Source organism: Halodesulfurarchaeum formicicum (assembly GCF_001886955.1).
In the GTDB taxonomy this organism is placed as follows: Archaea; Halobacteriota; Halobacteria; order Halobacteriales; family Halobacteriaceae; genus Halodesulfurarchaeum; species Halodesulfurarchaeum formicicum.
This window is the reverse complement of sequence record NZ_CP016804.1, coordinates 378849-403707: the sequence shown is the minus strand read 5'-3', so window position 1 is coordinate 403707 and position 24859 is coordinate 378849. Positions and strand designations below refer to the sequence as shown.

General features: G+C 64.7%; 29 protein-coding genes. 7 read left to right on the top strand and 22 right to left on the bottom strand.

The genetic code is table 11. The features are described 5' to 3' along the window. The first annotated feature begins 21 nt into the window (after window positions 1-21). Window positions 22-636 carry a class I SAM-dependent methyltransferase gene (locus tag HSR6_RS02055; RefSeq protein WP_071932661.1) on the top strand — a complete coding sequence of 205 codons (615 nt, stop codon included), beginning with the start codon at window positions 22-24 and terminating at the stop codon, window positions 634-636. A gap of 4 nt (window positions 637-640) precedes the next feature. Here the strand turns inward: HSR6_RS02055 and HSR6_RS02050 are convergent, their stop codons facing one another. The 10 genes from HSR6_RS02050 to HSR6_RS02005 all read right to left on the bottom strand — a co-directional run bounded on the left by HSR6_RS02050 (window position 641) and on the right by HSR6_RS02005 (window position 10293). Beyond that, a complete protein-coding gene (locus HSR6_RS02050; protein ID WP_071932660.1) occupies window positions 641-1981 on the bottom strand; it encodes a hemolysin family protein in 1341 nt (446 codons plus the stop codon). 84 nt (window positions 1982-2065) lie between these two features. Then, window positions 2066-2791 carry a ZIP family metal transporter gene (locus HSR6_RS02045; protein WP_071932659.1) on the bottom strand — a complete coding sequence of 242 codons (726 nt, stop codon included), beginning with the start codon at window positions 2789-2791 and terminating at the stop codon, window positions 2066-2068. A 74-nt stretch (window positions 2792-2865) separates the two neighbouring features. After that, window positions 2866-3705, bottom strand: a complete 840-nt coding sequence (locus HSR6_RS02040) for an ion transporter (RefSeq protein WP_071932658.1) — start codon at window positions 3703-3705, stop codon at window positions 2866-2868. 115 nt (window positions 3706-3820) lie between these two features. Then, complete coding sequence (locus HSR6_RS02035; protein ID WP_070364382.1) at window positions 3821-4348, bottom strand: TorD/DmsD family molecular chaperone; 528 nt, start codon at window positions 4346-4348, stop codon at window positions 3821-3823. Beyond that, on the bottom strand, window positions 4348-5697 hold the full coding sequence (nrfD, locus tag HSR6_RS02030; protein WP_070364381.1) for an NrfD/PsrC family molybdoenzyme membrane anchor subunit: 1350 nt from the start codon (window positions 5695-5697) through the stop codon (window positions 4348-4350). The genes HSR6_RS02035 and nrfD overlap by 1 nt, the downstream gene beginning before the upstream one ends. Continuing rightward, window positions 5697-6452, bottom strand: coding sequence for a sulfate reduction electron transfer complex DsrMKJOP subunit DsrO (gene dsrO / locus HSR6_RS02025; RefSeq protein ID WP_070364380.1), 756 nt, complete (start codon window positions 6450-6452; stop codon window positions 5697-5699). Before dsrO ends, nrfD begins: the two co-directional genes overlap by 1 nt. Beyond that, window positions 6452-8950: a molybdopterin-dependent oxidoreductase gene (locus tag HSR6_RS02020; RefSeq protein WP_071932657.1), complete on the bottom strand. Its 2499-nt coding sequence runs from the start codon at window positions 8948-8950 to the stop codon at window positions 6452-6454. Before HSR6_RS02020 ends, dsrO begins: the two co-directional genes overlap by 1 nt. After that, window positions 8943-9194: a 4Fe-4S ferredoxin N-terminal domain-containing protein gene (locus HSR6_RS02015; RefSeq protein ID WP_071932656.1), complete on the bottom strand. Its 252-nt coding sequence runs from the start codon at window positions 9192-9194 to the stop codon at window positions 8943-8945. The genes HSR6_RS02020 and HSR6_RS02015 overlap by 8 nt, the downstream gene beginning before the upstream one ends. A gap of 139 nt (window positions 9195-9333) precedes the next feature. Then, complete coding sequence (locus HSR6_RS02010) at window positions 9334-9897, bottom strand: helix-turn-helix domain-containing protein (protein WP_070364377.1); 564 nt, start codon at window positions 9895-9897, stop codon at window positions 9334-9336. A 156-nt stretch (window positions 9898-10053) separates the two neighbouring features. Beyond that, complete coding sequence (locus HSR6_RS02005; RefSeq protein ID WP_070364376.1) at window positions 10054-10293, bottom strand: hypothetical protein; 240 nt, start codon at window positions 10291-10293, stop codon at window positions 10054-10056. A gap of 350 nt (window positions 10294-10643) precedes the next feature. Here HSR6_RS02005 and HSR6_RS02000 point away from each other — a divergent pair, with 350 nt between their 5' ends. Continuing rightward, the gene (locus tag HSR6_RS02000) at window positions 10644-11618 is read left to right on the top strand and encodes a deoxyhypusine synthase (RefSeq protein ID WP_070364375.1); all 975 of its coding nucleotides are present in this window, start codon (window positions 10644-10646) and stop codon (window positions 11616-11618) included. Between the two features lie 5 nt (window positions 11619-11623). Here HSR6_RS02000 and HSR6_RS11340 read toward each other — a convergent pair whose 3' ends face one another. The 8 genes from HSR6_RS11340 to HSR6_RS01965 all read right to left on the bottom strand — a co-directional run bounded on the left by HSR6_RS11340 (window position 11624) and on the right by HSR6_RS01965 (window position 17401). Beyond that, window positions 11624-11749, bottom strand: coding sequence for an HVO_2523 family zinc finger protein (locus tag HSR6_RS11340; protein ID WP_335587017.1), 126 nt, complete (start codon window positions 11747-11749; stop codon window positions 11624-11626). 52 nt (window positions 11750-11801) lie between these two features. After that, window positions 11802-12128: a carboxymuconolactone decarboxylase family protein gene (locus HSR6_RS01995; RefSeq protein ID WP_070364374.1), complete on the bottom strand. Its 327-nt coding sequence runs from the start codon at window positions 12126-12128 to the stop codon at window positions 11802-11804. A gap of 87 nt (window positions 12129-12215) precedes the next feature. Continuing rightward, window positions 12216-12983 carry a Nif3-like dinuclear metal center hexameric protein gene (locus tag HSR6_RS01990; protein ID WP_071932655.1) on the bottom strand — a complete coding sequence of 256 codons (768 nt, stop codon included), beginning with the start codon at window positions 12981-12983 and terminating at the stop codon, window positions 12216-12218. A gap of 60 nt (window positions 12984-13043) precedes the next feature. Beyond that, entirely contained in the window at window positions 13044-13844 is an 801-nt protein-coding gene (gene speB / locus HSR6_RS01985) for an agmatinase (RefSeq protein WP_070364372.1), read from the bottom strand. Beyond that, the gene (locus HSR6_RS01980) at window positions 13845-14222 is read right to left on the bottom strand and encodes a translation initiation factor IF-5A (RefSeq protein WP_070364371.1); all 378 of its coding nucleotides are present in this window, start codon (window positions 14220-14222) and stop codon (window positions 13845-13847) included. Between the two features lie 45 nt (window positions 14223-14267). Beyond that, on the bottom strand, window positions 14268-15335 hold the full coding sequence (locus HSR6_RS01975; protein WP_070364370.1) for an aminotransferase class I/II-fold pyridoxal phosphate-dependent enzyme: 1068 nt from the start codon (window positions 15333-15335) through the stop codon (window positions 14268-14270). A 24-nt stretch (window positions 15336-15359) separates the two neighbouring features. Continuing rightward, window positions 15360-17045, bottom strand: coding sequence for an ABC1 kinase family protein (locus HSR6_RS01970; RefSeq protein WP_199399068.1), 1686 nt, complete (start codon window positions 17043-17045; stop codon window positions 15360-15362). Between the two features lie 5 nt (window positions 17046-17050). Next, window positions 17051-17401 carry an Hsp20/alpha crystallin family protein gene (locus HSR6_RS01965; RefSeq protein WP_070364369.1) on the bottom strand — a complete coding sequence of 117 codons (351 nt, stop codon included), beginning with the start codon at window positions 17399-17401 and terminating at the stop codon, window positions 17051-17053. Window positions 17402-17501: 100 nt separating this feature from the next. On the opposite strand from HSR6_RS01965, the gene HSR6_RS01960 reads away from it, so the two are divergent. Beyond that, the gene (locus HSR6_RS01960; protein ID WP_071932654.1) at window positions 17502-18731 is read left to right on the top strand and encodes a molybdopterin molybdotransferase MoeA; all 1230 of its coding nucleotides are present in this window, start codon (window positions 17502-17504) and stop codon (window positions 18729-18731) included. Here the strand turns inward: HSR6_RS01960 and HSR6_RS01955 are convergent. From HSR6_RS01955 to HSR6_RS01945, 3 genes are all read right to left on the bottom strand, one after another. Further along, the gene (locus HSR6_RS01955; RefSeq protein WP_071932653.1) at window positions 18680-19330 is read right to left on the bottom strand and encodes an HAD family hydrolase; all 651 of its coding nucleotides are present in this window, start codon (window positions 19328-19330) and stop codon (window positions 18680-18682) included. The two genes, HSR6_RS01960 and HSR6_RS01955, sit on opposite strands and share 52 nt — an antisense overlap. Before the next feature lie 43 nt (window positions 19331-19373). Further along, complete coding sequence (locus tag HSR6_RS01950; protein WP_070364366.1) at window positions 19374-19649, bottom strand: 4a-hydroxytetrahydrobiopterin dehydratase; 276 nt, start codon at window positions 19647-19649, stop codon at window positions 19374-19376. Between the two features lie 65 nt (window positions 19650-19714). Continuing rightward, complete coding sequence (locus HSR6_RS01945; RefSeq protein ID WP_070364365.1) at window positions 19715-20128, bottom strand: DUF5778 family protein; 414 nt, start codon at window positions 20126-20128, stop codon at window positions 19715-19717. An 85-nt stretch (window positions 20129-20213) separates the two neighbouring features. Here HSR6_RS01945 and uppS point away from each other — a divergent pair, with 85 nt between their 5' ends. The 4 genes from uppS to HSR6_RS01925 all read left to right on the top strand — a co-directional run bounded on the left by uppS (window position 20214) and on the right by HSR6_RS01925 (window position 23919). Continuing rightward, window positions 20214-21116, top strand: a complete 903-nt coding sequence (gene uppS / locus HSR6_RS01940) for a polyprenyl diphosphate synthase (protein ID WP_070364364.1) — start codon at window positions 20214-20216, stop codon at window positions 21114-21116. A 38-nt stretch (window positions 21117-21154) separates the two neighbouring features. Continuing rightward, window positions 21155-21787 (top strand): DUF6517 family protein, encoded by a 633-nt coding sequence (locus HSR6_RS10800; RefSeq protein WP_070364363.1) that lies wholly within the window; start codon window positions 21155-21157, stop codon window positions 21785-21787. 46 nt (window positions 21788-21833) lie between these two features. Continuing rightward, complete coding sequence (locus HSR6_RS01930; RefSeq protein WP_071932652.1) at window positions 21834-22784, top strand: glutathione S-transferase family protein; 951 nt, start codon at window positions 21834-21836, stop codon at window positions 22782-22784. A 91-nt stretch (window positions 22785-22875) separates the two neighbouring features. Next, complete coding sequence (locus HSR6_RS01925; RefSeq protein WP_083426077.1) at window positions 22876-23919, top strand: Cdc6/Cdc18 family protein; 1044 nt, start codon at window positions 22876-22878, stop codon at window positions 23917-23919. Here HSR6_RS01925 and HSR6_RS01920 read toward each other — a convergent pair. After that, window positions 23916-24788 carry a type II CAAX endopeptidase family protein gene (locus HSR6_RS01920; RefSeq protein ID WP_071932651.1) on the bottom strand — a complete coding sequence of 291 codons (873 nt, stop codon included), beginning with the start codon at window positions 24786-24788 and terminating at the stop codon, window positions 23916-23918. The genes HSR6_RS01925 and HSR6_RS01920 overlap by 4 nt on opposite strands. Window positions 24789-24859 lie beyond the last annotated feature (71 nt).

Genomic DNA, 24859 nt, shown 5'->3' with positions numbered 1-24859 from the left:
GCGTCAGCCCGGTGACTGCATGTGGATTCTCAAGAGGTCCGTCGCGAGTGGCGAGCCCGCTCCGGCGAGTACTCGCCCGCGTATTACGCCTACTACGGACCGGACGACAAGACCGACGCGGTGCGCGCGGCCCTCGATGAGCACCTCGCGCGCCCCGATCCGGCAATCCTGGAGGTCGGGAGTAGCGCTGGGCGACACCTCGCCGGCCTCCTCGAAGCCGGGTACACGGACCTGGCCGGGGTCGAACTCAACCCCGAGGCGAAGCCGGTGATGGAGGAGAATTACCCAGAACTCGCATCGCAGGGGACCTTTCACTTCGACGCCATCGAATCGGTCGTCTCCGAGTTCGCGGACGACGCCTTCGACGTGGTCTACTCGGTCGAGACCCTCCAGCACGTCCATCCGGACGACGACTGGGTCTTCGAGGCCCTGGCGCGGATCGCCGGTGAGCTCATCGTCACCGTCGAGAACGAGGGATCGGCCGAGGAAGAGGAGTCAGTGAACTACATCAACGACGAGTTCCCGCTCTACTACCGGGACTGGGGGGCTATCTTCACGGCGTTTGGTTTCGAGCAGGTGGCAGTCGAGGAGCGAGATCGGGACACGATCCGGGTCTTTCGGGCTCGGTCGGACTGACCGGTCAGGCTTCTTCCGTCTCGTCGGTTGGGGCTGTCTCGACCTCCCTAACCTGGAGTGTCGAGATGCGATTCCCGTCGACGGATTGTACCTCGAAGCGGTATCCATCCATCTCGACCTGATCGCCGGGTTCGGGAGCCTGTCCCAATCGGCCGAGGACGACCCCACCGATCGTCTCGAAGCTCCCGCTCTCGAAGGCCACCCCAAGTGTCTCGTTCACCACATCGAGCACGACACTCCCGTCGATCTCGTACCCGCCGCCCTCCAGCCGTCGGATCGAGGGCTCGTGAGCGCTGTCGAACTCGTCGCGGAGATCGCCCACGACGGCCTCGACCACGTCCTCGACGGTCGCCAGGCCCTCGAAGGCCCCCCATTCGTCGATGACCGCGGCCATCTGCTGGTTCTCGTCCCGGAACTGGAGCAATAGCTCGTTGATCGGGGTCGTCTCCGGAACGATCAAAATGTCCCGGGCCAGATCCGCAACCCTGCGATCGTCCGTGCCGTCGTCACTGGCCGCCCGGAGCAGGTCCTTGCTGTCCAGCAGTCCGACGATCTGATCCTCGTCCTCGGATGCCACCACCGGATACCGGGTGTGTCCCGACCCGACCGCGATCGAGCGGGCGGTCTCGACCGAGGCCCCTTTCGGAATGGTCGTCACGTCCGGCCGTGGGACCATCACCTCGCGCACGATGGTGTCGTTGAGGTCAAAGACCCGCTCGATCATCTCCACCTCCGCCATGTCGACGTGCCCGGCCTCCCCTGATCGGGAGAGGACCCGCAAGATCTCCCGTTCCTCCAAGGTCTCCTCGGTCTCGGAAGCCGGGGGAACGCCCAGGAGTGTAGTGAAGGCGTTGGCCGTACCGTTGAAGACGACGATCCCGGGGTAAAACAGGTAGTAGAAGGCCCGCATCGGCGGCGCGACGAAGAGTGAGAGCCGTTCGGCCTGGGCGATCGCGATCGTCTTCGGCGCGAGTTCCCCGAAGACGACGTGGAGGAACGTAATGATGGAAAAGCCGAGGGCAAACGCCACGAGATGGACCAGATTCCCCGGCAGCCACGGGCCGATCACGGGCTGGATGAGCGACGCGATGGCCGGTTCGCCGACCCATCCCAGTCCCAGTGAGGCGATCGTGATACCCAGTTGGGTGACCGCCAGATAGTCATCGAGCTTTTCGACGACTCCCTGGAGTGACTTCGAGCCGGTTCGGCCCTCCGCCGCCAGCTGTTCGACCGAGGTCGCCCGGACACGGACGAAGGCAAACTCCGCCGCGACGAAAAACCCATTCAGTATCACGAGTCCCAGCGCGAGCACTAGCTGGCCGACCGACAGGGCGACGTTTACCATTCACGCCCTCCGAGCAGGCGACCGGTGCCGAATGAACTGGACATACGGGCCTTTCGCCGGCCTGCAGTAAAGACCTTGACCCACTCACGCCGTCCGGGCAAAAACGATGAAAAGCGCCAGGAGGATACCGGCCCCAAAGGCGAGCATCGAGTGTTCGGACTCGTGTTCACGGGCCTCCGGCAACAGGTGTGCGGCTGAGACGTAGAGCAACACGCCGGCGACAAAGCCCAACAGGAGGCCGAGATCCTGCCCGCCGAGGCGGCTAACAAGCGGATACGCCACGAACGCTCCGATCGGGGTCGTCAACGCGGCGACGAAGAAGGCGGACACGGCAGCGGTGCGCTCCGCCACGTCGCCTTTCAGGAGCACCAGGTAGGTGATGACCCCCTCGGCGAACTCGTGGACGACCAGGCCGGTCCCCGCCAGGATGCCCGTGAGCACCGAAATGCTGAACGTGACGGTGTAGACCACGCCGTCGACCAGGGAGTGAATGCCGATGCCCTCCGCGGCCGTCACCCCGAAGGCCAGCGTCTCCTCGTGGGTCCGATATTTGATGAGCTGATTCGAGCCATACATGAAGAGAAACCCACCCAGCGCGCTGAGCCCCGCGTTCGGGGTTCGGCCCAGGGCGTTCGGGAGAGCCAGCACCAGCGGCGTGGTGAGCAACACCCCGGCGGCAAAACACATGAAGTAGGTAATCGATCGCTCGGCCCACTCCCGGTGAGCGAACACCGCGAAGATCCCGGCCCCGTTCACCACCGCCGCCACGATAGCGAAGGCCGCAATCCAGTACAGCTCAGGGCCTGGCACTACGGATCACACCCCCACCCCAGGTTCATGGTTTGAGCTACCGCTTGGCGTACGGTAAATCCTTCGTCGGATTCTCACTCCCGGGAGTCGTACTCCTGATAGATCACGTGCCCGCAGGCCTTGCAGTGTGAGGCGTCCTGATCGTGATACTGCAGGCCGCAGTTCGGGCAGGTCACTTCGACCTTGCCCTTGTGTGTCCAGGTTCGGATGATGGCCCCGGCCTGGCGGGGCACCAGAATAATCGCGGTGAGCACGGCCCCCACCGTCACCCAGCGACCCGCCACGGTAGTTGGCACGATGTCTCCGAATCCGACCGTGGCGAGCGCGATGACGATATAGTAGAATGCGTCACCGAAGTGGGCGATGCCCGGATTGGCCTGGACCTCGACGCTGTAGAACAACCCCGCGCTCGTGAAGAAGATGACAAACACCGTCAACCCGAGTTTGAGAACGCGCAGCGCCGAGATGCTGATCGTGCCGAAGAAAAACTCCGCGTCATGCGTGAACCGATAGAATCGGAGGACCCGGATCACCCGGAGCGCCCGGAGGAAGCCGAGTTGCACGAACACCGATCCCGGCACCAGGAGCAGCGCGAAGGTCGGGAGAATCGACAAGAGGTCGACGACGGTGTAGGAGTCGGTCGCTTCCCCAAAGCGGCTCTTTGCGCCATAGAGCCGAAGGATATACTCCACCCCGAAGATCACGGCGAGCAGGACTTCGAACCCCCAGAGCGCCGAACGCACCTGGGTCGAGACCGGGTAGGTCTGGGCGACGAAGACGGCGATGAAGGCGACGTTGAGGACCAGTAGCGCGATATCGATGGCCTTCCCGATCGGGGTCTCGTGGTCCAGCAGGTAGAAGCGGACCCGTTCCCGGCGGCCCGTGGGTACCGGCGTCGACTGCTGGGCAGTCATGTATCGAGATGACGCGTGAGAGCCTAATCAATGGTCGCCTATAGCGGGCCGATCAGTCTCAGCCGCCGTGGGTGAAGGAATCGCCCCTCCCTGTCACCCGGACAGACGGCCGAGGTCAGAAGAGCGCGTCTTCGGTGGCGTCTGCAAGCCCGGCGTAGAACGATTCGTGGGTCTCGGCACGCACTCCGTCGAGAAACGGTCGCATCCACTGGCGCGGGTGTTCATCGAGGAATTGCTCTCGAAGATCCTCGGACCCGTCGGCAGCGAGGTGGGAAACGAACTCGAGTTCGGTGGCGACATGGTCAGGGAGGTCCGACCAGTCCCGATCCAGCCCCAGGCCGTGGGCCTGATACCACGTTACGACGGCTCCAGTCGACGGCCCAAGCACGTTTCCGCGGGCGTCGCCTTCCCCATCACGGTAGACACTTTCGTATGGTGGACACGGCGGTCCGCCCGGCCCGACAAACAGGCGGGTGTGCTCGATGCGCAGGTCCTTGACCGTCACTGACTCCACGTCCGGAACGACTGTCGAGAGGGTCCCGGAGTTGATCGCTTCAACCAGCGCCTCGTCCGGCTGGCGCCAGCAGCGCCCGAGCACTGCATACCCCTGGGCCAGTCGTTCGGTGTCCTCGGCGACTGGCATCACGGCTCCCCACGCTCGTCGTCGAGGCGTTCAGAGCCGCCGTCGGCGACTGCCGTATCCGTCACGGGCGTTTCGCGTTCGTGGAATTCGACGCCGTTGCCGGGCTGCATCGGGATGAACCGCAGTCCGACGGTCACGATCAACGCGCCAAGCGCGATGATACCCACCGAGATGAGGAGCTCGACGGCCGTCGGCGTGTAGACACCGATGGTCGTCCAGACGTCCGCTCCAAGCCCGGTGTAGCCACGACCCGTGGTCACACCCGGAGCGGCCGTGATGTTCAAATCGGTATATCCGGTGAACACGAGGTAGATCCCCTCGAAGAGGATGCCGACGATTGCCAGGACGCTCGCGGTGACGACCGCCCAGACCTGTTGGCGTATCGACGGCACAATGAGCAGCGCGAGTGGAATCGCGCCACCGACGACCGTCCAGATCCAGAAGTAGGTCGAGTCCCCGACCAGAAACGAACTCGTGATGGCCCAGAACTCGAAGTTCGAGGCCCACGCGTGGGGGAGCCGCTCGGCTGCCACGAGATAGACGATGTGCACCGCGATGAACACGCCGAGTATCTTTCCGAGGTCCGGCACCAACTTCTGGGGCAACTCATAGCGGGTGAATTTATCCACCAGCACGGCAGTCACCAACAGGAGACCGAGACCGGAGACGAGTGCCTTCATGATGAACATCGGCGCGACAAGCGGGCTGAACCAGTCGCCGCGGCCGACCTGGAGACCGAAGATCCACCCCGTCACGGAGTGAAGCATGATCGCAAGCGGGATGGCGACCGCCGCCGCCCAGAAGGCCTTTTTGCGGTCGGCCTTTCGACCATCTTCGGTGTCCGTGACACCGAAGGCGAGCGGTGAACCCATCTGCGCGAGGTCACGGCGGGTCAAAAGCCAGAGGTACCCGGCGCTGAAGAGGCCATAGACCACGACGATCCCGAAGTCCCAGACCATCGGCGAGCGGAAGTCCGGGGAAGTGATGAAGCCGGTAATCTGGCTTGGACGGCCCAGGTCCGGGATGATCATCAGGCCGGCGACGACGATACAGGCGAAGCTGAGCAACACGCCCAGTTGCGCGAGACTGTCGTACCGTTTCGAATGGAAGAACTTGGGCACACTCGAAATGATGAGACCCCCCGCTGAGAGCCCCACGAAGAAGACAAAGAGCATGATATAAAGCGCCCACGAGAAGACGTTGTCCATACCGGTCGCGACCAGGCCCTGGCTGAGTTGATACAGCCAGGCAACGAACCCAGCCGCGACCAGAACGCCAAGTGCGAGGAGCCAGATGCGACCTTTGGTGCCAAACTGCGGAATGGCGAGCCCGGAGTGTTCAGTGCTCATCAGTCCTCACCTCCGTTGGTCGAGGCAAATCCCAGTGGGGGCGTGTCGTCCCCGTCAGCCAGCGACTCCTTTTTTGGAGTTCCCTCCAGTTCGTTGCCGGTTTGCGGACGGCCGGGGGACATGTCCCCACGAACGTAGTAGGTGTTGGGCTCGGTGTCCAGGTCTTCGAGCAGTCGGTCGGTTTCGTACTTTTTTACGTAGCGTGAGACCGTGCTGTCCGGATCGTCGAGGTCGCCGAAGATCCGAGCATCCGACGGGCAGCCGACCACACACGCGGGGTCGATACCCTTCTCCAGGCGGTGAGTGCAGAAGGTGCACTTTTCGACGACACCCTGGGGCCGCTCCTCGACGTGGCCAGTCCCGGCTGCAGGGATGGTCTTCGATTCGCCGAAGTTGAACACGCGAGCGTTGTACGGACAGGCGGCCATGCAGTAGCGACAGCCCATACACTTGTCGTAGTCGATTTCGACGATACCGTCCTCACGGGTGTAGGTCGCATTGACCGGACAGACCTTGACACACGGGGCGTTCTGACAGTGTTGACAGGCTGTCGGCTGGTGGTTCATCTCCAGGGTGCCATCGCGGCCGGACTCCGGGTACGTCCCTGCAGGCGTGTCCATATTGGTTCCCCCCTCGGTCAGGACCCGGTTCCACTGCTGGTCCAGGGAGACGTTGTTCTCCTGGCTGCAGGATATCGCACAGGCCTGACAGCCGATACACCGCTCGAGGTCGATTACCATTCCATAACTTGTCATCAGTCCTCACCACCCATTGTCCCCGTTTCGAGCCAGTCAGCTGGCTCTGCGTCCTCGTACATACTCGTATCAATGTCTTCGGGAGCGGGCTCGACTTCCACGCGCACGTCGTAGTAGACGAACGTCGGTGCCAGCTTGTTCACCTCGTCGTGGGTGAGATCCTGCAAGTCCCCCCGAATGAAGTCCTCGTGCCACCATCCCTGATCGATGTTTACCAACCCGGGCTGCTGTCCCTCGTTGTAATTGGCTTTGACGACCGCCTCACCCCGGTCGTTAAACACTCGAACGTACTCGCCATCACCGAAACCCCGGCTCGCTGCATCCGACGGATGGATGTCGAGTGACGGCTCAGGTTCGAACTTGCGGACCACGGCATTGTCCGCCCACTGAGAGTGGATCCGCCACTTCGGGTGTTTCTGCATGAACATGAGCGGATACTGGTCAGCCAGTTCGTGATCGTCGGCGCTTCGGTCCTCGATCGGACGCGGGAGATCGAGGACGGTCCCTTCGTCTTCGACCGGTTTGCTCTCGTCGTAGATCTCGATCCGTCCAGTCTCCGTCGGGAACGGGTCGGTGTATTTGATGACCTCGTCTTCGACCCGGATGTTGCCCTTCCTGCGCAGTTCATCGAAGGAAAAGCGGTCATCGTTCGATGCGATCTTTCGCAGTTCGGCCCGCTTGTCACCGAGAAAGAGGTCCTCGTAGCCGAGTTTTTCGGCTAACTCCGCGAGGATGTAGTAGTCGTCGCGGGCCTCCCAGAGCGGTTCGTGAGCCTTCTCCCGGTATGAGATGTGCGGGTGAGAGCCCCAGGCGTCGGTGATGTCCTCTTTTTCGAACCAGTGGGCCGCTGGCAAGATGATGTCCGCCCACTCGACCGTCGAGGATTTGACGAAATCGGCCCAGACGACCATGTCGAGGCCCTTCAGCATCTCTATGCGGCTTTGCCTGTCAGGAACCTGGTTGATAAGGCGGTTCGACTGCATCCCGTAGACGGCTTTGATCGGATGGGGGTCGCCGGTCCTGATGACCTCCTGAATGTCTTCCATCTTCACCGTCGCGGCGCCCTCGACGCCCTCGATACCCTCGACGCCCTCCGGCGTCCCGTAATCGCCGGTATTGAGCGATGCGCCACTCGGATGGTGGGAGTGGATGGTTCCCGACTTCCCGTAATCGCCAGTGAGCGCCATGATGATGGCGTAGGTCTGCCCAAAGATGTGGCCATACTTGTACCGTCCCACCGCGTAGCTCGGAGCAATCCCACCGGGGCCCCGGGTTGCCAGCCACCTCGTCGCCGTCCGAATGTCCTCGACGTTCAATCCGGTCACCTCCGCGATGGCCTCCGGTCGGTACTCCTCGACGTGTGCTTCAAGCAGCGTGAGGCCCGTCGTGGCCGCGATGCCATCGACGGTGTACGACCCGAACAATTCGACGTTGGCATACGTATCTGCTTCGAGCGGAACTGGCGCTCCCGATTCGGCGTCGATACCAACGACGCGGTCGTCATCGTCGGAATTACCGTCGAGATCAGCCATTCGCACCAGCTCTTGGGTGTCATCCCGGACCAGTGCCCCAGCGGTCGTCCGCTCGCGGAGGAATCGAGTGTCGTACAGTTCCTCCGCGAGGATCTCCTGGATCATGGCAAGTCCGAGGTAGACGTCCTTGCCCGGCCGGATTGGAAGCCACAGATCCGCTTTGGCGGCGGTCGTCGTGTAAACCGGGTCGACGACGACTAGTTTCGCCCCGTTTTCGATCGCCTTGTGAAGCTTTGAGGCATCGTTTTGGAACTGGCTCTCGAAAATATCAGATCCCCAGACGATGATGGTCTGGGCGTTCTCCCAGTCTTCGGAGAGATTCGTCGGCGGGAGGTAGAAGCCATAGCCGGTGATCCTGTTGAATCCCCGACCGACGTTCGTGTCGATCGCCGTCCGCCACTGGGTCGCACCCCACACCTGCGCGAATCGCCCGATGAGGTTTCCGCCGACCCCATTGTCTCCCGATGCTGTATGCATCCACATACTTTCGGGACCATACTCATCCCTGAGGCGTGTCATCTCCTCCGCGACGTACGTGAGTGCGGTGTCCCAGGAGACACGCTCGTACTCAGCGTCAGGGCCACGGCCCTCCGGATTGGGGTTGCCGGGCTCCCAATCGGAACGGACCATCGGATACTTCAGCCGCTTCGGGCTGTAGACCCGTTGAATCTGGGACTGCCCCAGAAGACACGCCCGACGATACTGCTCGTCGTCGGTCATCTGGGGTTCGACGAACTTGATCTCGCCATCGCGCACGTAGACGTTCAGTGGGCATTTGCCCCGACAGTTCGGCGCACACGCGGTCCTGACGACCTTGGATTTGTCGAGGAGGCCGCCAGTCTGTGCCGGATTCGTCGCCGAGAGCGAAAAATTGTAATCCGTGCCACCGAGCCCGAGAACCCCCGCTGCGGCCCCTGCACCCAGCAGTACGGACCGTCGACTGACGCCGTTGTCCTCGTCACTCATCGTGGTTCTCCGGCGTTATCGGCCTGTCATCGACGCCGAACTCTTCGACGACGTCCTCGTGATACTTCTCGTGGAATTCGTCCTCGGACAGCTCGCCGATGCTGAGCCGGATCGCGTCCCGACCCATGCGCTTTCCCAGTTCCGTGTCGTTGGCACTCGCTTCGAGTGCGTCATCGACTGTCTGTTGCCAGTCCTCGTCGTTCAACAGATCCGCCACCGTTCGCGGACCTCGATCGGTATGCATTGTGATTTCCCCTAGAAAGGCATAGGAGTCTCGCCACCATCCGTCCGCACGGCCATAGTTTCCTCCTTTAAGTACTACTACATATAGAGTAAACGCGTGAGACGGTGACTCTACACCGATAAGAACTGGCTGCGTGAGGCTATTCGTTACGGTACAAATTCCGCATTATCTTTGCTTCCGCCGAACTCAGCCGTTTGGATAGTGCGGATTTCGTGATCGCTAAGTCGCGAGCGAGGTCACCGAATCCTGCGCCGCCGGACCGGTCGTAGTAGCCTGCCAGTATCGCCGCCTCGACTGTTTCACGTTCCAGGACCGTTAGTTCCTGCAGGTTCACGAGTGCCGAATCCGAGTCCGATTGGGCGCCATTGACGACGAGACTGCGGAGCCCAACGCTGTCGGCGATGTCGTCGAGATCCGCCATCAGTTCGCGAAGCACCCGCCTGTTCTCTGGGTTCGTGCGCACTACCATCCGCTCGCTGTCGATCGATTCTAACGACGGGATACAGCCGTGACTGGCCAGCACACGGCACGCACACACCATATCGACCGGTACCGTGTCGTGAATGAGTTCCGAGTCGGAGTCCGGGCTCCGACAGGTGACATAGCACGTGTCGTCGATGAGGTGGTGCTCGATCGGCGTCCCCAGCCCCCTCGCTGCACAGCACTTCGTGCCGGTACCGAATTCGAGGGCGATTTCGACCACCAGGGTTCCCCTTGCATTCCGCGAGGGGACACTCCGTGACTCTTCATGCATGATGGATGCGGATAGCTCACTCGCGTGTGCGTCCTCACGTTAGTACGCCAATGGGTTATTGCTTTACGCCTCTATTCACTTCGTGAGAAACCTGCTTCGACTGGTTCAGATGGTGATTCGGACGGTCGTGTCGGTGATGTCCGAAACGTACTGGTCGGGTAAGCGGTGAACTTCCTTGTTCACCGTTCCGTCCCAGTGCAGTTCCGAGAGTGTCTCCGAATCGGCGTCCGGGCCGACTTTTACATAGAGGTCGCCGTTCCGGACGTCATCCACGGTCCCGACCTCGACGCCGTTGTGGTCGACCACCCGCTTTCCCAGGTGTCTGTCGGTGAACTGCGCAACCATGCCTAGACCTATTCGCGCGACCGTCGAATAGGTTTGGGAGAGACTTACTAACAGTATTTTGCTTTCAGCGGGCTTCTCGTCCCACACGAATACAATGATTCAGGACGGCCGTAACCTCCAGCGATTGGGTGGTGGCTGCTGCAGATCAGCAACAGACTCAGATGGTGCTGTGTTGTCGTCGAAAGCTGGCCTCGGTACTCATAGGGCTCGTCATCGCCGGGTGCCTACGCCGGCTCGGCCCGGTGCATCGTCATCGGCCAACCCACGCTACACGCGGCGGGCAAAAACCACCTGCGGTCCGCGAGGTCGAAAGTGATGGACTCTTACCCGCTCGTCACGGCCCATAGAATATGACCGAGGACACGAAAGAGAACGTTATCCCGGGCTCCGAGACGGAACTTGACAGCCCGGACGTCCGCGGCTATGACTTCCGCGGGGAGTTCGATGTCGGGGAACTCCTGGAGAGCTACGCGACCACCGGCTTCCAGGCCACCGCGGTGGCGGAGGCCATCGACCTGATCGAGCAGATGCGCGAGGCGGATGCCACGATCTACCTCACCCTCACTTCGAACATCGTCTCCTCCGGCCTGCGGGAGGTCGTCGCGGCGATGGTTCGGGAAGGGCTGGTCGACGTGCTGATCACCACCTCCGGCTCGATCACCGAGGACATCATCAAATCGGAGAAACCCTTCAAGATGGGCGAGTGGGAGGTCGACGAGGCCGAGATGCGCGAGTCGGGGATCAACCGACTGGGCAACATCTTCGTCCCCTCGGACCGCTATGTCTGGCTCGAATCCTATCTCAACGACTTCTTCCCGGACTTCTTCGCCGAACAGAAGGTCCGCACCCCCACCGCCTTCTCCCGTGAGATCGGCGAGCGGCTGGACGATCCGGACTCGGTGCTGTCCCAGGCCGCGGCAAACGACGTGCCGGTGTACTGCCCCGCGCTGGTCGACGCCGAGGTCGGGAACTTCCTCTTCTACTACCGGCAGAACGAAGAGCCCGAGGTCGGCATCGAGATCCTGGAGGATTATGACTCGCTGATCGACGAAGGCCTGCTCGCCGAGGAGACCGGACTGATCGTCCTCGGCGGGGGCGTCCCGAAACACCAGGCGATCATGACGAACCTCTTCCGCGGCGGCGCGGACTACGCGGTGTACGTCTCGACCGGGATGGAGGGGGATGGCTCGCTCTCCGGCGCGCCGCCCAAGGAGGCCGTCTCCTGGGGCAAGATCAAGGACGGCGACCGAAATCACACCCTCGTCGAGGCCGAGGCGACCCTGGTCCTCCCGCTGATCGTCGCCGGCGTCCTCGAAGACCTCTAATTCGGTCACCAGAACGGGTCCGAACAGTCGAAAACCACACCGTGGCTCGGGCAGACGTACTTGCAGTGCCGGCTGTACAGGGGGCGGTCACAGGCCGGACAAGTCGGTTGCTCCGTGGGGGCCGTTGACACAGTATACGATCTCCGGCGCGAGCCAAAAATCGTTCGGGAAGCGGTACTCAGCTCAGGCCAGGTCGTTGATCCAACTCAGGCCCGCCATCGCCTCAGGGAAGCCGAGCGTCGGAATCGAGAGGATGGCGACCTGTCGCATCGCAGCGGGATCCAGCCCCTCGTCGAGACCCCGCCTGACGTGGGAGTGGACCGCACCCTCCGACTGGGCGCCGATGGCGAGCGCGAGTTTCACGAGCCGTTTTTCCTCGCCCTCTAGCGGGCCAGCTTCGGCCGTGGCCGCCCCCAGGTCTGCGTAGGCGTCCCAAACTGCGGGATGGTCGCGGGCGAACTGGCTCGGGGTCGAGGGCATCTCTTCGGGCGGATCGTCGTCGTGTGACATGACAGTAAGTGACTTGGTGCCTCGCCTACATATAATCGATCCTCCTGACACGACGAACTGCGCGCCGAATCGGGGCGTCGGACTGTCTTAGAGCCCGGTCGGTTCGTCGAGGAAGGCCGTCTCCGGGCCCCACTCGGCAATCAGGTCCGCGAGGGCGCGGACCCCGAAGGTCTCGGTCCCGTAGTGCCCGCCGAGGAAGACGTTCACGCCGGCCTCCCTGGCCATGTGGTAGAGTTTGCCCTCCGGTTCGCCGGTGACGTAGGCGTCGACGTCGGCCGCGACGGCTTCGTCGAGCCAGTCAGTCCCGCTCCCGGTGAGGATCGCGACCGACTCGATCTCCTCGGGACCGAAATCAAGCAGGCGGACCCCCTGGCCGCCGTGATCCAGCAGGTCTTCGAGGGTCTCGTGCAGCGCCGCCGGGGACGCGGGCTGCTGGAGCCAGCCCTGCTGGCCGACGGTGACTGGCCCCAGGCGGCCGAAGGGCGCGCGATTCCCCAGGTTCAGCCGGTCGGCCAGGCCGGCGGCGTTGCCGTACTGGGGATGGCCGTCGAGGGGCAGGTGAACCGCGTAGAGGTCGATGTCGTTCTCGACGAGCGCGGCGACACGATCGTAGGTGCGACCCGTGATCCGGTCGATGCCGCCCCAGGAGAGCCCGTGGTGGACGACCATCGCGTCGGCGTCCCAGTCGGCCGCGGCCTCGAAGGTTGCCTGCACGCCGTCGACGGCCACGGCCACGCGGTCGACCGCTCCCGCGCCTGACCCGACCTGCAGTCCGTTGGCGCTGGCGTCCACGTCGGCGTAGTCCTCGACGGCAAGTTCCTCGTCCAGACGGTCGTAGAGCACTGACGCTTCCATGGGCTGCGATTCGGGCCCGGTCACAAAGAGTCATGGGCTCGGCCGGCACCCAGTCCCAGATTAGCGATCGGCGTGATCGAAGACCGCCCGCCGCAGGAGTTTGGCCGCGAGCGTGGCCGCCTGCCCGTCGTCCTGGTCGTTGACCTCGACCACGTCGAAGCCGTCCATCGCGGGCGCGACCCGCGTCAGGACCGTTCGCATCGTCCGCGAGTCGAGGCCGAAGGGCTCTTTCGTGCCCGTGCCGGGGGCAAACGCCGGATCGGCAGCGTCGATGTCCACGCTGAGATAGACCGATTCCTCGCCGAAGTCGGGCTCCCAGTCCCCGACCGCCGGCGGCGGGACGACGGTGACGTCCCCAGCCGTGGCCCGCTCCCATTCGGCCTCGCTCCCGGCTCTGGCACCCAGGATGACCGCCCGATCAGCCACGTCGAGTGCGTGCCGGGTAACCGTAGCGTGGCTCCACTCGTTGCCCGCATAGGACTCCCGAAGATCGAGATGCGCATCCACTGTGACGAACACGTCCGGTTCGACGGCCTCGACGCCGGCGACGGTCACGGTGTGCTCGCCGCCGAGAAGGATCGGAACGGCGTCCTCGCGGTGAACGTCGGCGAGCACCCCCGAGAGGTAATCCAGGTAGTCACGGGCGTCATCCCAGGCCCCGATATCGCCGTGGTCGTGGACCGCGAGGTCAGTAAATCGACTGTCGGTGTGGTGATCGTAGTCCTCGAAGCTCCGGGCGAAGCGGCGGATCCGGTCGGGGCCGAAACGGGTCCCCGGCTGGAAGCTAGTCGAGACGTCCAGCGGCGCGCCAACGATCACGAAGTCGGCGTCCTCACGAGCCGCGTTCGCCCCCGGAAACATTTACTCGAGGATCTTGCGCTGGCCCTCGTACTCGAGGTACTCGATCTCGTCGTCGGGGGACAGGGACTCGTCCTCGGGGACCCGCATCGTGAACGTTTCGTAGGTCTCCAGGTCCATGATCTGGGCGTCGTCACCCTCGACGGAGACGACCTGGCCCTGTTTGCGGTCGATGATTGGGACCCATACCTTCTGGTCGACCGGCTGGGACAGCGAGCGCTTTCGCTCGTCGAAGACCCCGCGACCCTCGATTCGGGCCTTGGCGCTGCCGTGTTTGCCCGGCTTGGCCGTACTGTAGGCCGTGATCTTGCACGGGGTCTCCTCCATCATCACGTAGTTACCCTCCTGAAGGTCTCGCACTTCCTTCTGTTGTCTGGGCATATCGCGGGTTTTTCGCCTGCGGTGTATAAACAGTTTGGAACCGCCTTAGCGTCCGCCGAGGAACGACTCCAGCCGAGCGAGCCCCTCGCGAAGTTCGTCGGTCGGCAGCCCAAAGCCGATCCGGAAATAGCCGTCGAAGCCAAACGCGGCCCCTGGGGCGAGCACGACTGACTCCTGCTCGACGAATTCGCGGCAGAACGCCTCGCTGCTCTCGAACTCTGGCGGCACCTCGACGAACCCGTTGACGCCGACCGGATCGAACCAGTCGAGGTCCTGTGCGTCGAGGAAGTCCCGGACGATCTCGCGATTCCGAGTGGCGAGTTCGCGGTTTTCCGCGAGAATGTCGGCCTCCTGCTCGCCCAGCGCCTGCCTGGCGACGTGCTGACCGATCTTCGAGGGCGATATCGTCGTGTAATCCTTCCAGCGCCAGGCCGCGTCGATCACGGCCTCGTCAGCGACCAGCCAGCCGAATCGCAGCCCGGCCAGGCCGTAGGCCTTCGTGAGCCCGGCCGTGCTGATACCGTGTGGGCCCAGCGAGGCGACCGGCGGGTCCGGATCCGGGTCGAGCAGCCGATACACCTCGTCTGCGTGCAGGTAGGCGTCGTTGTCGACTGCGAGGTCGTACAGGGCGTGGATCGTCTCGGGATCGTGATACCGGCCGGTCGGGTTGTTCGGGTTGTTGATGACGATCAACTCGGTTTCGGGCCGGATCGCCCCAGCCACCTCGTCCATGTCGAGTGTCCATTCCGGGGGCTCCAGATCGACCCGGGTCACGTCCGCGATGGTCTCGGGCAGGGAGTGCAAGGCCTGATAGGTCGGGGTCACCACGACGGCGTGGTCCCCGCGGGAGAGAAGCGACTGGAAGAGGACGAAGTTCGCCTCCTGGGTGCCGACCGTGAGTAACACCTCCTCGGGGTTGCGCCCGTATCGCCCGCCGATCTCGGCTCGAAGCGCCGGGTCGCCGTTCGTCGGGATCACATATCCCAGGGGCCCGGGGTCGAGGTCGAAGCGATCCGCGGGGAGGCTTCGAATACCCGACTCGGCGAGCATGATGTCGGCCTCGTGCTCGTACTCGGCGAAGAAGCGTTCGAGTTCGAACGGTGGCACGTCCATGCTCACCCCCTCGGGGCCAGGGGTTTAGTCGTCTCCGGATTCCTGGCTCTCCCGGTGGCGCTGGCGCTCGTCGAAGTACTGATCGGCCACGCCGGGGGCGGTTCGAATCCCCTTCCGGCGGGTGAAACTCCGGATTAGCCAGAGCCCGGCGACGGCCGTGAGGCCCACAGCCCCCCAGACCGCCGGGAAAGCCGATTCCACGTAAAGCAGGGCCGTCGTCGGAATCCCGGCCGCCACGAGGAGGCCGAGGACGATCCGGCCGGCCAGCTGATCGATCACGCCCTCGTCGTCCCGCACCTCGGCCTGGACGACCAGGGACTCCCGCTCGACGCGATTGAGCGCCCGGTCGAGTTTCGGCGGGATCTTGAGCGAGGAGCGGGTGGCGGCCACGAGATCGTCCCCCGTCTCGGAGAGGATCTTCTGGATCGACTCCTCCCGGTAGCCCCGCTCGGTGAGGAAGTCCGAGGCCACCTCGATGAAGTCGAAATCCGGGTCCAGGGTCACACAGACCCCCTCGACGACGGTCGCGACCCGCATCACGAGCGCCAGGTTCTCCGGGAGTCGGAACGGGAACTCGTAAATCGTCCCCTCGACCCGGTTGAGGATCTCCTGAACCCGCCAGGTCTCGATCTCCTCGCCCCGGGCGTCCTGGATCGCGAGTTCCATCACCTCGGCCATCGTCTGTCGGTCGGCGTCGGGCGAGAGGGTCCCCATCTCGACCAGCACGTCCAGGATTTCGTCCACCTCGCGGTTCGCGACGGCGATGTAGAACTCGATGATCTTCTCCTGGAGGAACTGATCGACCCGGCCGCTCATCCCGAAGTCATAGAAGACGATGGTGCCATCGGACTGGACCGCCAGGTTTCCCGGGTGTGGGTCGGCGTGATAGACCCCATGCTCGGTGATCATCTCCAGGTAGGTCCGGGTGAGCCGCTCGGCGATTTCGGTCCGGTCGATGCCCTGGGCGTCGAGTTCCGAGATGTCGGTGATCTTCGTCCCCGGGATGTACTCCATCGTGAGCACGCGATCACTGGAGTGTGTGTCCACGACCGGCGGCATGCGGATCTTCGGATCGTCCTCGTAGTACTGGCGGATCTCCACGAGCATGTCCCGCTCCCGGCCGTAGTCCATCTCCTCGCGGATCGTGACCGCGAACTCGTCGGCGAAGTTCTCCAGGGAGAAGGCCCGGGCGTCGTCCACGAAGTAGAGCAACAGCGGGAGGGCCCACTTGATCGCCGTGAGGTCGGCCTCGACCAGTTCCTCGATGCCGGGTCGCCTGACCTTCACGGCCACCTCCTCGCCGTCGACGGTGGCCCGGTAGACCTGCCCCAGGCTCGCGCCGCTGATCGGGTCCGTGTCGAAGTCGTCGAACGTCGCCTCGATGGGCCCGATATCGTCCTCGATGACGGCCTTCGCCTCCGGCCACGGGGCCGGTGGCACCTTGTCCTGAAGCTGGGTGAGGACCTCGATGTACTCGGGTGGCAACACGTCCGGCCGGGTCGAGAGGATCTGGCCGAACTTGATGAACGTGGGCCCGAGGGTCAAAAGCGAGTCCAACAGTTGCTGGGCCCGGTCGCGTCGCTCCTCGCTCGTGATCGACCGCGAGGGGCCAAAGAGGACATAGCGGCGGCGGTCCCGGAGCCACCGCAACAGGAGCGGCATGAAGTTCCAGGTGACCAGCACGAACCGCCAGTACGAACGAAGGGCCACCACGGCTATCCCTCGATGGGGATCGATCGGCCCGACTCCTCGTGTCGCGGGACGTCGATCGTGAGAACCCCGTTCTCCAGCGTGGCGCTTGCCGCCTCCGGGTCGGCGTCGGTCGGCATCGGGATGGTCGCCGAGAGGGTCATCGAGCGGGCGTCGGTGTGATACTCGAAGCCCTCGGGGACCTGTTTTGTCCGGGTGGCACGAAGTTCGAGGTGGTGTTCGGTCGCTTCGAGGTCCAGGCCCGAACGGTCGACCCCGGGAACGTCCAGGATCAGTCGATAGGACGTCGGCGATTCGAGGAGGTCGGCAAAGACTGCATCCGGAAGGGTCGCCAGGGCCTCGCGTATCATATCCATAGTGGGACGTAGGCCGGGGAGGGCGTAAAAGGCAGTGGTACCGGACACCGACACGGCCAGGTCCAGGGGTGTTTTGGCCCGCGGGCACCAATTCGGAATCATGACCGAGACAGGGCCAGTCCGACTCGCGAATGCCATCTCGACGCTGGCCGAGCACCTGGGGGCCGTCGATCGGACCGAATCGGTCCCGCTCCAGTCGGCCGACGGTCGGGTCCTGGCTGCGGGCGTCCCGGCCGAACGGCCCCAGCCCCACTACCGTCGGGCGACCCGGGACGGGTACGCCGTGAGAGCTGCGGACACGGAAACCGCGACCGCAGCGAGCCCGACCGTGCTCGACCCCACCGAGGGCGCACTCGGGCCTGGCGAGGCCGCCTGGGTGCACACCGGGTCGGCGGTCCCCGAGGGCGCAGACGCCGTCGTCATGGTCGAGTGGACGACCGAGACGGGGGCAGGCATCGAAGTCACGGAATCGGTCGAAGCCGGCACCCACGTCGTCCCGGTCGGGGCAGACCTCGAAGCCGGGACACCGCTCTTCGAAGCGGGCCACCGGCTCCGACCGGGGGACCTGGGGGCACTGAAAGTCGCCGGCGTCCGAACCGTGTCGGTGATCGAACCGCCGACGGTCGCCGTGATTCCGACCGGCGAGGAACTCGTCCAGGCCGACCCGGGCCCCGGCCAGGTCGTCGAATCGAACGGGCTGGTCAGTGCACAACTCCTCGATCGCTGGGGGATGGCACCCCGCTACCGCGAGGTCGTGACCGACGAGCGAGAGGCCCTTCGAGAGGCGATCGAGCGGGACCTGGACGCCGATCTCGTGCTCACCAGCGGTGGATCGTCGGTGGGCGAGCGGGATCTCCTGCCAGCGGTCGTCGAAGACCTGGGCGAGGTCCTGGTCACCGAACTGGCAGTCCGACCCGGACACAGCGCCGGGATCGGGGTCGTGGACGGAACACCGATCGCGATGCTCCCCGGGACGCCGATGGCCAACCTCGCACTCGACTGGGTGCTCGTCCGGCCGGCACTCACGCGGGCGCTCGGGACGCCGCTCGTGGGCCCACCCTCGGTGAGGGCCCCGCTCAAATCCGAACTGAAGAGTCAGCCGGGCCGGCGGACGATTCACGGCGTGTCCCTCGACGGCGGTGTGAGCGAGGCGTCGGGTCACGGGCTCCCGTCGCTCTCACAAACCGACGGCTGGGTGCAGGTCGCGGAATCTCGGTCGGCGATCCCGGCGGGCGAATCGGTCACGGTCGAGCAGTGGGGTGGCTGTCCCCGACCGGTTCAGTCCGAGGCGGACCGGGAGAACAACTCCGAGAAGTCAGCAACGCGGTAGTCACCGAGGACACACTTCCCGCGTTCACAGGCCCCATGGCGTTCGACGTGAATCGCGTCGAGGCCCGCGTTCCAGGCCGCGCCGACGTCGGTATCCGCGTCGCCGGCCATCACGCCCCGGGCCGACTGGGGATCGACCCCCAGGTCGTCCATCGCGACCTGGAGCGGGGTGGGGTCGGGCTTCCAGCCCAGTTCGGACGAACAGGTGACCACAGTGTCGAACCAGTCGGCGATGTCCAGGTTCGCCATGACCGGGTCAGCGAGGAACGGCTGGGAGTGGGTCACCACGCCGACCGGCACGTCGAGGTCGGCGACGAACGCGGCGTCCTCGTGGAGATAGGTCGCTTCGGCCCGCTCCTGGGGGTCCTCGACGGCGTGAAACGTCTCCCAGAACTCGACCGGTTCGAACCCCAATTCTTCGAGGTAGGCATCACGCGACCCGAGCAAACCGTGCCAGAGCGCCCGGGCCTCCCGGTCGGAGAACGCATAGCCCAGTTGCTCGCCGACGGCATCAAAGACCTCGCGAGTGTAGGCCCACTCGGTGTCGACGATCGTGCCGTCGAGATCGAGTAACCAGAAGTCGTAGGCCTCGGGCTGCATACGGGCTCCCTTGTCAGTCGCCAGATAAGTGCCTTGCGCTGGTTCAGTCCAGATCGTTCACCCGGGCTGCGAGTTCGAGATCCTGCTCGGTTACCCCACCGGCCTCGTGGCTGGTGAACGCCACCGTCACGGCGCGAAACTCGATGACGATGCGCGGATGGTGAAACGCCTCGTCGGCGAGTTCGGCCACCTCGCGAGCGAACGCCACCCCGTCGAGATACGAATCGAATTCGACGGTTCGGAGTATCTCCGTGCCGTCGTACTCCCAGTCTGCCGGCAAGGATTCGTGAATCGTGTCCTCCGAGAGTGTGTCACTCATACACTAGCCAACGCGCTCCTGGCCAAAACACCCTTCCCCTCACGGTAATCAGCGCCCGTTTCGTGTCAGCGTGAAACGAAGCCGTCCTCAGTGATCGGGACGACGCGATCCGTGACCTCGGTGACAGAGTCGACGACGGCGTCGTGGGCCCCGGCCCGCTCCCAGTAGAAGACCAGATCGAAGGAATCCGCACGGAAGAGCTGCTGGCACTCCCAGATGAACTCGTCGTCCCCCAGGCGGCGACCGTGGAACTGTCCAGCCCCGAAGCGGTGGTCGTCCTCGCCGCTGTAGACGTACATCTCGTCGTCCTGGATCGCCGCGGCGATCCGCTCGCCGATCTCCAGCATCAACTCGTTCATCGCCGGTTCTTCGGTCCGGTCGAAGTCCGTGTGGACGACGATGCCCACGAGTTCGGCCTCCCCCGGTTGCAAAAGCGAGACGGCCTGCTGGTAGAGTTCGACGTCGCCTTGCTCGGACATGGGCCGCGATAGGACCAGGGCCGGTTTAGCCCCTCCGGTCCACCGAGCGGAAAACTGATAGCAGCCAGGCGTCTTGACCAGCACGATGAGAGACTGGATCGCTCGCGGCGTCCGGGCCGTCTACGAGCGGGTCCTCCGGCGGGAGATCTCCGGGGTCCCCACTCACGTCGCGATCATCCAGGACGGAAACCGACGCTACGCCCGCGAACAGGGAGCCGAGGCAAAGCGGGGCCACGAGGCCGGGGCCGAGACCACCGAACAGGTACTCGAGTGGTGTGCGGACCTGGGCATCGAGGAGTTGACGATCTATGCCTTCTCCACGGAGAACTTCGATCGACCCGCCGCCGAGCGAGAACACCTCTTCGACCTGTTGACCGAGAAGCTCTACGAGTTCGCGGACAGCGACCGAATCCACGAGGAGGGCGTCCGGATTCGAGCCCTCGGTCAGACCCACCGGGTTCCCGAACGGGTGCAGGACGCGATCGCCTACGCGAGACAGCAGACCGCGGCGTACGACAACCTGACGCTCAACGTCGCCATCGCGTACGGGGGGCGGGCGGCCCTGCTCGACGTCGCCCAGGACGTCGCCGACGGCGTCGCCACAGGCGATCTCGAACCGGAGGACGTGGACGTCGAGGCCATCGAATCCCGGCTCTACGACGGTGAACTGCGGGACGTCGATCTGATCGTCCGCACCGGCGGGGACGAACGCACGAGCAACTTCCTGCCCTGGCACGCGAACGGCAACGAGGCCGCGGCCTTCTTCTGTACACCCTACTGGCCGGAGTTCTCGAAGGTCGATTTCCTCCGGGCGATCCGGACCTACGAGGCCCGGGAAGCCTCCTGGCGGCAGACCCGGACCCAGCGGGCTCTCGCCCTGGTCCGGGCGCTGGGCGAGGGGCGGGGTCGCCGGGTGCTCGACCGTCTCGGTGAATCGCTCCCGGACGGAACGGAGCCGATCGAGGAGGCCGAGTCGAGCGCCGACTGACACGAAGGTTCAGGAGCGTGGAGTTACTTATGGGCGCCATGGACAGACGTACACTCCTCGCCGTGGCACTAATCGGACTCGTCGCACTCAGCGGCTGTGCGTTGCTCACGGGCGAGACCCTCGAATTCTCGGCCGGCCCCGCGACAGTCACGGAGGACGCCCAGAGCGCCGCCCAGTACGACCTGGTGGGCGTGGACACCCAGTCGATCAACCGGACTGTCTCGGTCGCCGGCCAGGAGCGAACCGTCGAGGCGACGAACCACATCGCCACCTACGAGCGGGACCTGGTGGTGACGACCAGTGAGGCCACCGGGACCGTGGTCGTGGTTTCGACCCCACAGATGGCCGTAGTGGATCGGCCGCTCAACCCGGTCGGATCGATGAGCCCGCGACAGCTCCTCGAAGCGGTCGCCACGAACCGGGCCGACCTCTCGGATGTCACCGTCCGTGACAATCGCACGGCGACGATCCTCGGGGAGAACGCTACGGTCACGGCCTTCGACGCGACGACCGAGTTCGGCGGGCAGTCCGTCGACGTCACCGTCCACCTGGTTCGCGTGGCGCACGACGGTGACTTCGTGATCGGCGTCGCCGTCCATCCCTCGGTCATGACGGCCGAACAGGCCGGCGTCGATCAGATGTTCGAAGGTATCGAGCACACGGGCACATAGCTGCCGCTGGCCCGGAGTATTTCCACTCTGAGCGCGTACGCGCTCTATGTTCGAGTCTGATACGGATGGCCGGTTCCAGCGCCAGGACGCGGCCTTCCGCGATCGCATCCAGGCAGATCCCGACGCCCGCTTCCCAGCGGAACCAGATCGGTATCACCTCTACATCTCCCGGGCCTGTCCCTGGGCGCACGGCGCCGTGTTAGTTCGGACGCTTCTCGGGCTCGAAGACGTGCTCTCGATGGACGTGCTCGACCCGTACCGCGAGTCGGCGGGCTGGCAGTTCACCCCCGAGAAACCGGGCTGCACCCCGGATACCGTAAACGACGTCGACTACCTGGCTGAGATCTACGAACTGGCCGATCCGGACTACGAAAAGCGCCCGACCGTGCCGGTCCTCTGGGACCGAAAGCGGGAGACGATCGTCAACAACGAGTCGATCGAGATCATGGCCATGCTGGCCGACGCTTTCGAGCCCCAGCAGGACGGGGCGGTCGACCTCTACCCCGCCGACCGGCGCGCGGAGATCGATCAGGTCGTCGCGAAACTCTACGACGCGATCAACAACGGCGTCTACCGGGCCGGCTTCGCGGACTCCCAGCAGGCCTACGACGAGGCGATCGATACCCTCTTTGCCGCCCTCGATCGCTGGGACGGCGTGCTCGCCGAGCAGCGCTATCTCCTCGGCGAGCAGGTGACCCTCGCGGACCTCCGGCTCTTTGCCACGCTCGTTCGCTTCGATTCGGTCTATCACACCCACTTCAAGTGCAACAGGAAGCAAATCGTGGACTACCCGAACCTCTGGGGGCACACCCGCGAGATCTATCAGCTTCCCGGGGTCGCCGAGACGGTCAACCTCGATCACATCAAGGAACACTACTACCGCACGCATCCCCAGATCAACCCCAAGCGAATCGTCGCTCGCGGGCCGTCACTCGACTTTTCGGCCCCCCACGACCGCGATCGGCTCCCGGGAGGCCCGCCGGCCGGCCTGCGCTAGCCGGCCTTCGACGGCCCCACTCGTCGGCGGTCAGTTTCACTTTCACTCCGGTAGGCTCGGGGTTTAGCCGCCGGCGAACACACTTCGAGTTATGCTGCACCGGTCCCACCGGAACGAGATCGTCGCGAACGCGGCGGTGTTCGACGCCGGCTGGGTCCCCGCGGACTTTCGCTCCCGGGACGCGGAACTGAACACGATGGCGACGGCCCTCGAACCGATCCTCGACGGCGAGCCAGCCTCGGGGCTGTTCCTCCATGGCCCCTCGGGGACGGGCAAGACGAGCAGCAGCCAGTACCTCCTCGAAAAGCTCGACGAGCACGCCGGGCACCTCGAGACGGCCACCGTCAACTGCTGGTCGAATCACTCCCGGTACCGGGTGCTCCGACGGATCGTCGAAGCGGTCGACGGCCCCCGGGCACGGACCCGGGATCACGCCGCAGCCGCACTCCAGGAGCGGCTGGCCGACCTCGAAACGCCCACGGTCGTCGTCCTGGACGAGGCCGATCAACTCGACGAGCCGGACGTACTCTACACGCTCTACGAACTGCCGGCGCTCCACGTCGTCGCCACGGCCAACACGAAAGCGGACGTGCTGCTCGGCCTCGACGAGCGGATCCAGTCCCGGCTCCGGACCTTCCACGACGTGCACTTCGCGCCCTACACGGCCGCCGAACTCGACGTGATCCTCCAGCAACGGGTCGACCACGGCCTCCAGCCCGACGTGATCGAGGCCGCACAGGTGAGACAGATCGCCCGGGCCGCAAACGGGAACGCCAGGGACGCGATCGCCGCACTCGACGGGGCGGCCCAGCGGGCAGTCGAGGACGGGGCCGAACGGATCCGGGATACCCACGTCGAGACGGCCATCGAGACCGCGAGCCGGGCGGTCCGGTCCGAGACACTCGACCGGCTCAACGACCACCAGCACGCGATTTACGAGATCGTCGCGGCCACGGAACCGGCCAGCCCGGGGGCGATCTACGAGCGCTATGCCGATCGAATGGCCGACCCCCGCTCGCGCCGGACGGTCCGGAAGTACCTCCGGAAGCTCGAACAGTACGACCTCCTCGTCGCCTCGGGCCATGCACAGGCACGCGAGTACCGGCTGGGGCCGGACGCACCGCGGCCGAGCTAATCGAGACCGAGGCGTTCGAGCCCGGGGCGATCGCGGGGCGCGAGGTGCTCGGCCCCGTAGATCACGACCAGGAGGGCCGCGAGGGCGACGAGCGGGACCGCGCCCGTGACCTCGGCCAGGAAGTTCAGCCAGGGATCGGGGACACCGCCGGGGGCGAGCACCGCCATATCGGCCGGGTGGAAGATCCCCATGGCGTTGATGCCGGCGTGGAAGACGGCCACGGCGAGGACGCTCCCGCCGGTACTGTTGTACATCCAGGTCCAGAGGATCGACCCCGCGATGATGGTGAAAAACCAGATGAACTGCTGGGAGCGCGACCAGCCGCCGTGGACCGTCGTGGCGTTGAGCAGGAGCGGCAGGTGCCACAGGGCCCAGGCCACTCCGACCGCCAGGCTGGAGACGAGCGCGCTGTACCGCTCCTGAAGCACCGGGAGCATGAACCCACGCCAGCCGAGTTCCTCCTGGCCGCCACCCCAGACGGTCCCCCAGACCAGGGCAAAGAGATAGATACCCGGGAAGGGGAAGGAGCCGAGATCGACCGGGCCGCCGAGGGCGACGAACAAGACACTCCCGAGTGCGAGGATGAGAAGCGGGAGACCGAGCGCGAGCAGCCACCATTTCGCGCCGATCCGCCACTTGAATAGTTGGCCGACCCACTGCCGGAGACTCCCCTCGCTCGCCCAGACCACGACGGCCGCCCCGACCGGCGGGCCGAAACCCCCCAACCCGATCAGGATGGAGTGTGTCCAGGAGGCCTCCATCCCGCTGGCCGCGAGCGCCCCCTGGATCGTCCACGTGAACGCGTACGTGACGAGGAGGAAACTCGCCAGTCGGTGAGCGTCGATCGTCGACCGAATAGTTCCGGGCATATCATGTTTGATGTACAACCAGACAGATAACGATAGTGGCGATTCTCGGTCCGGAAGCCGTTCGGAAGCGG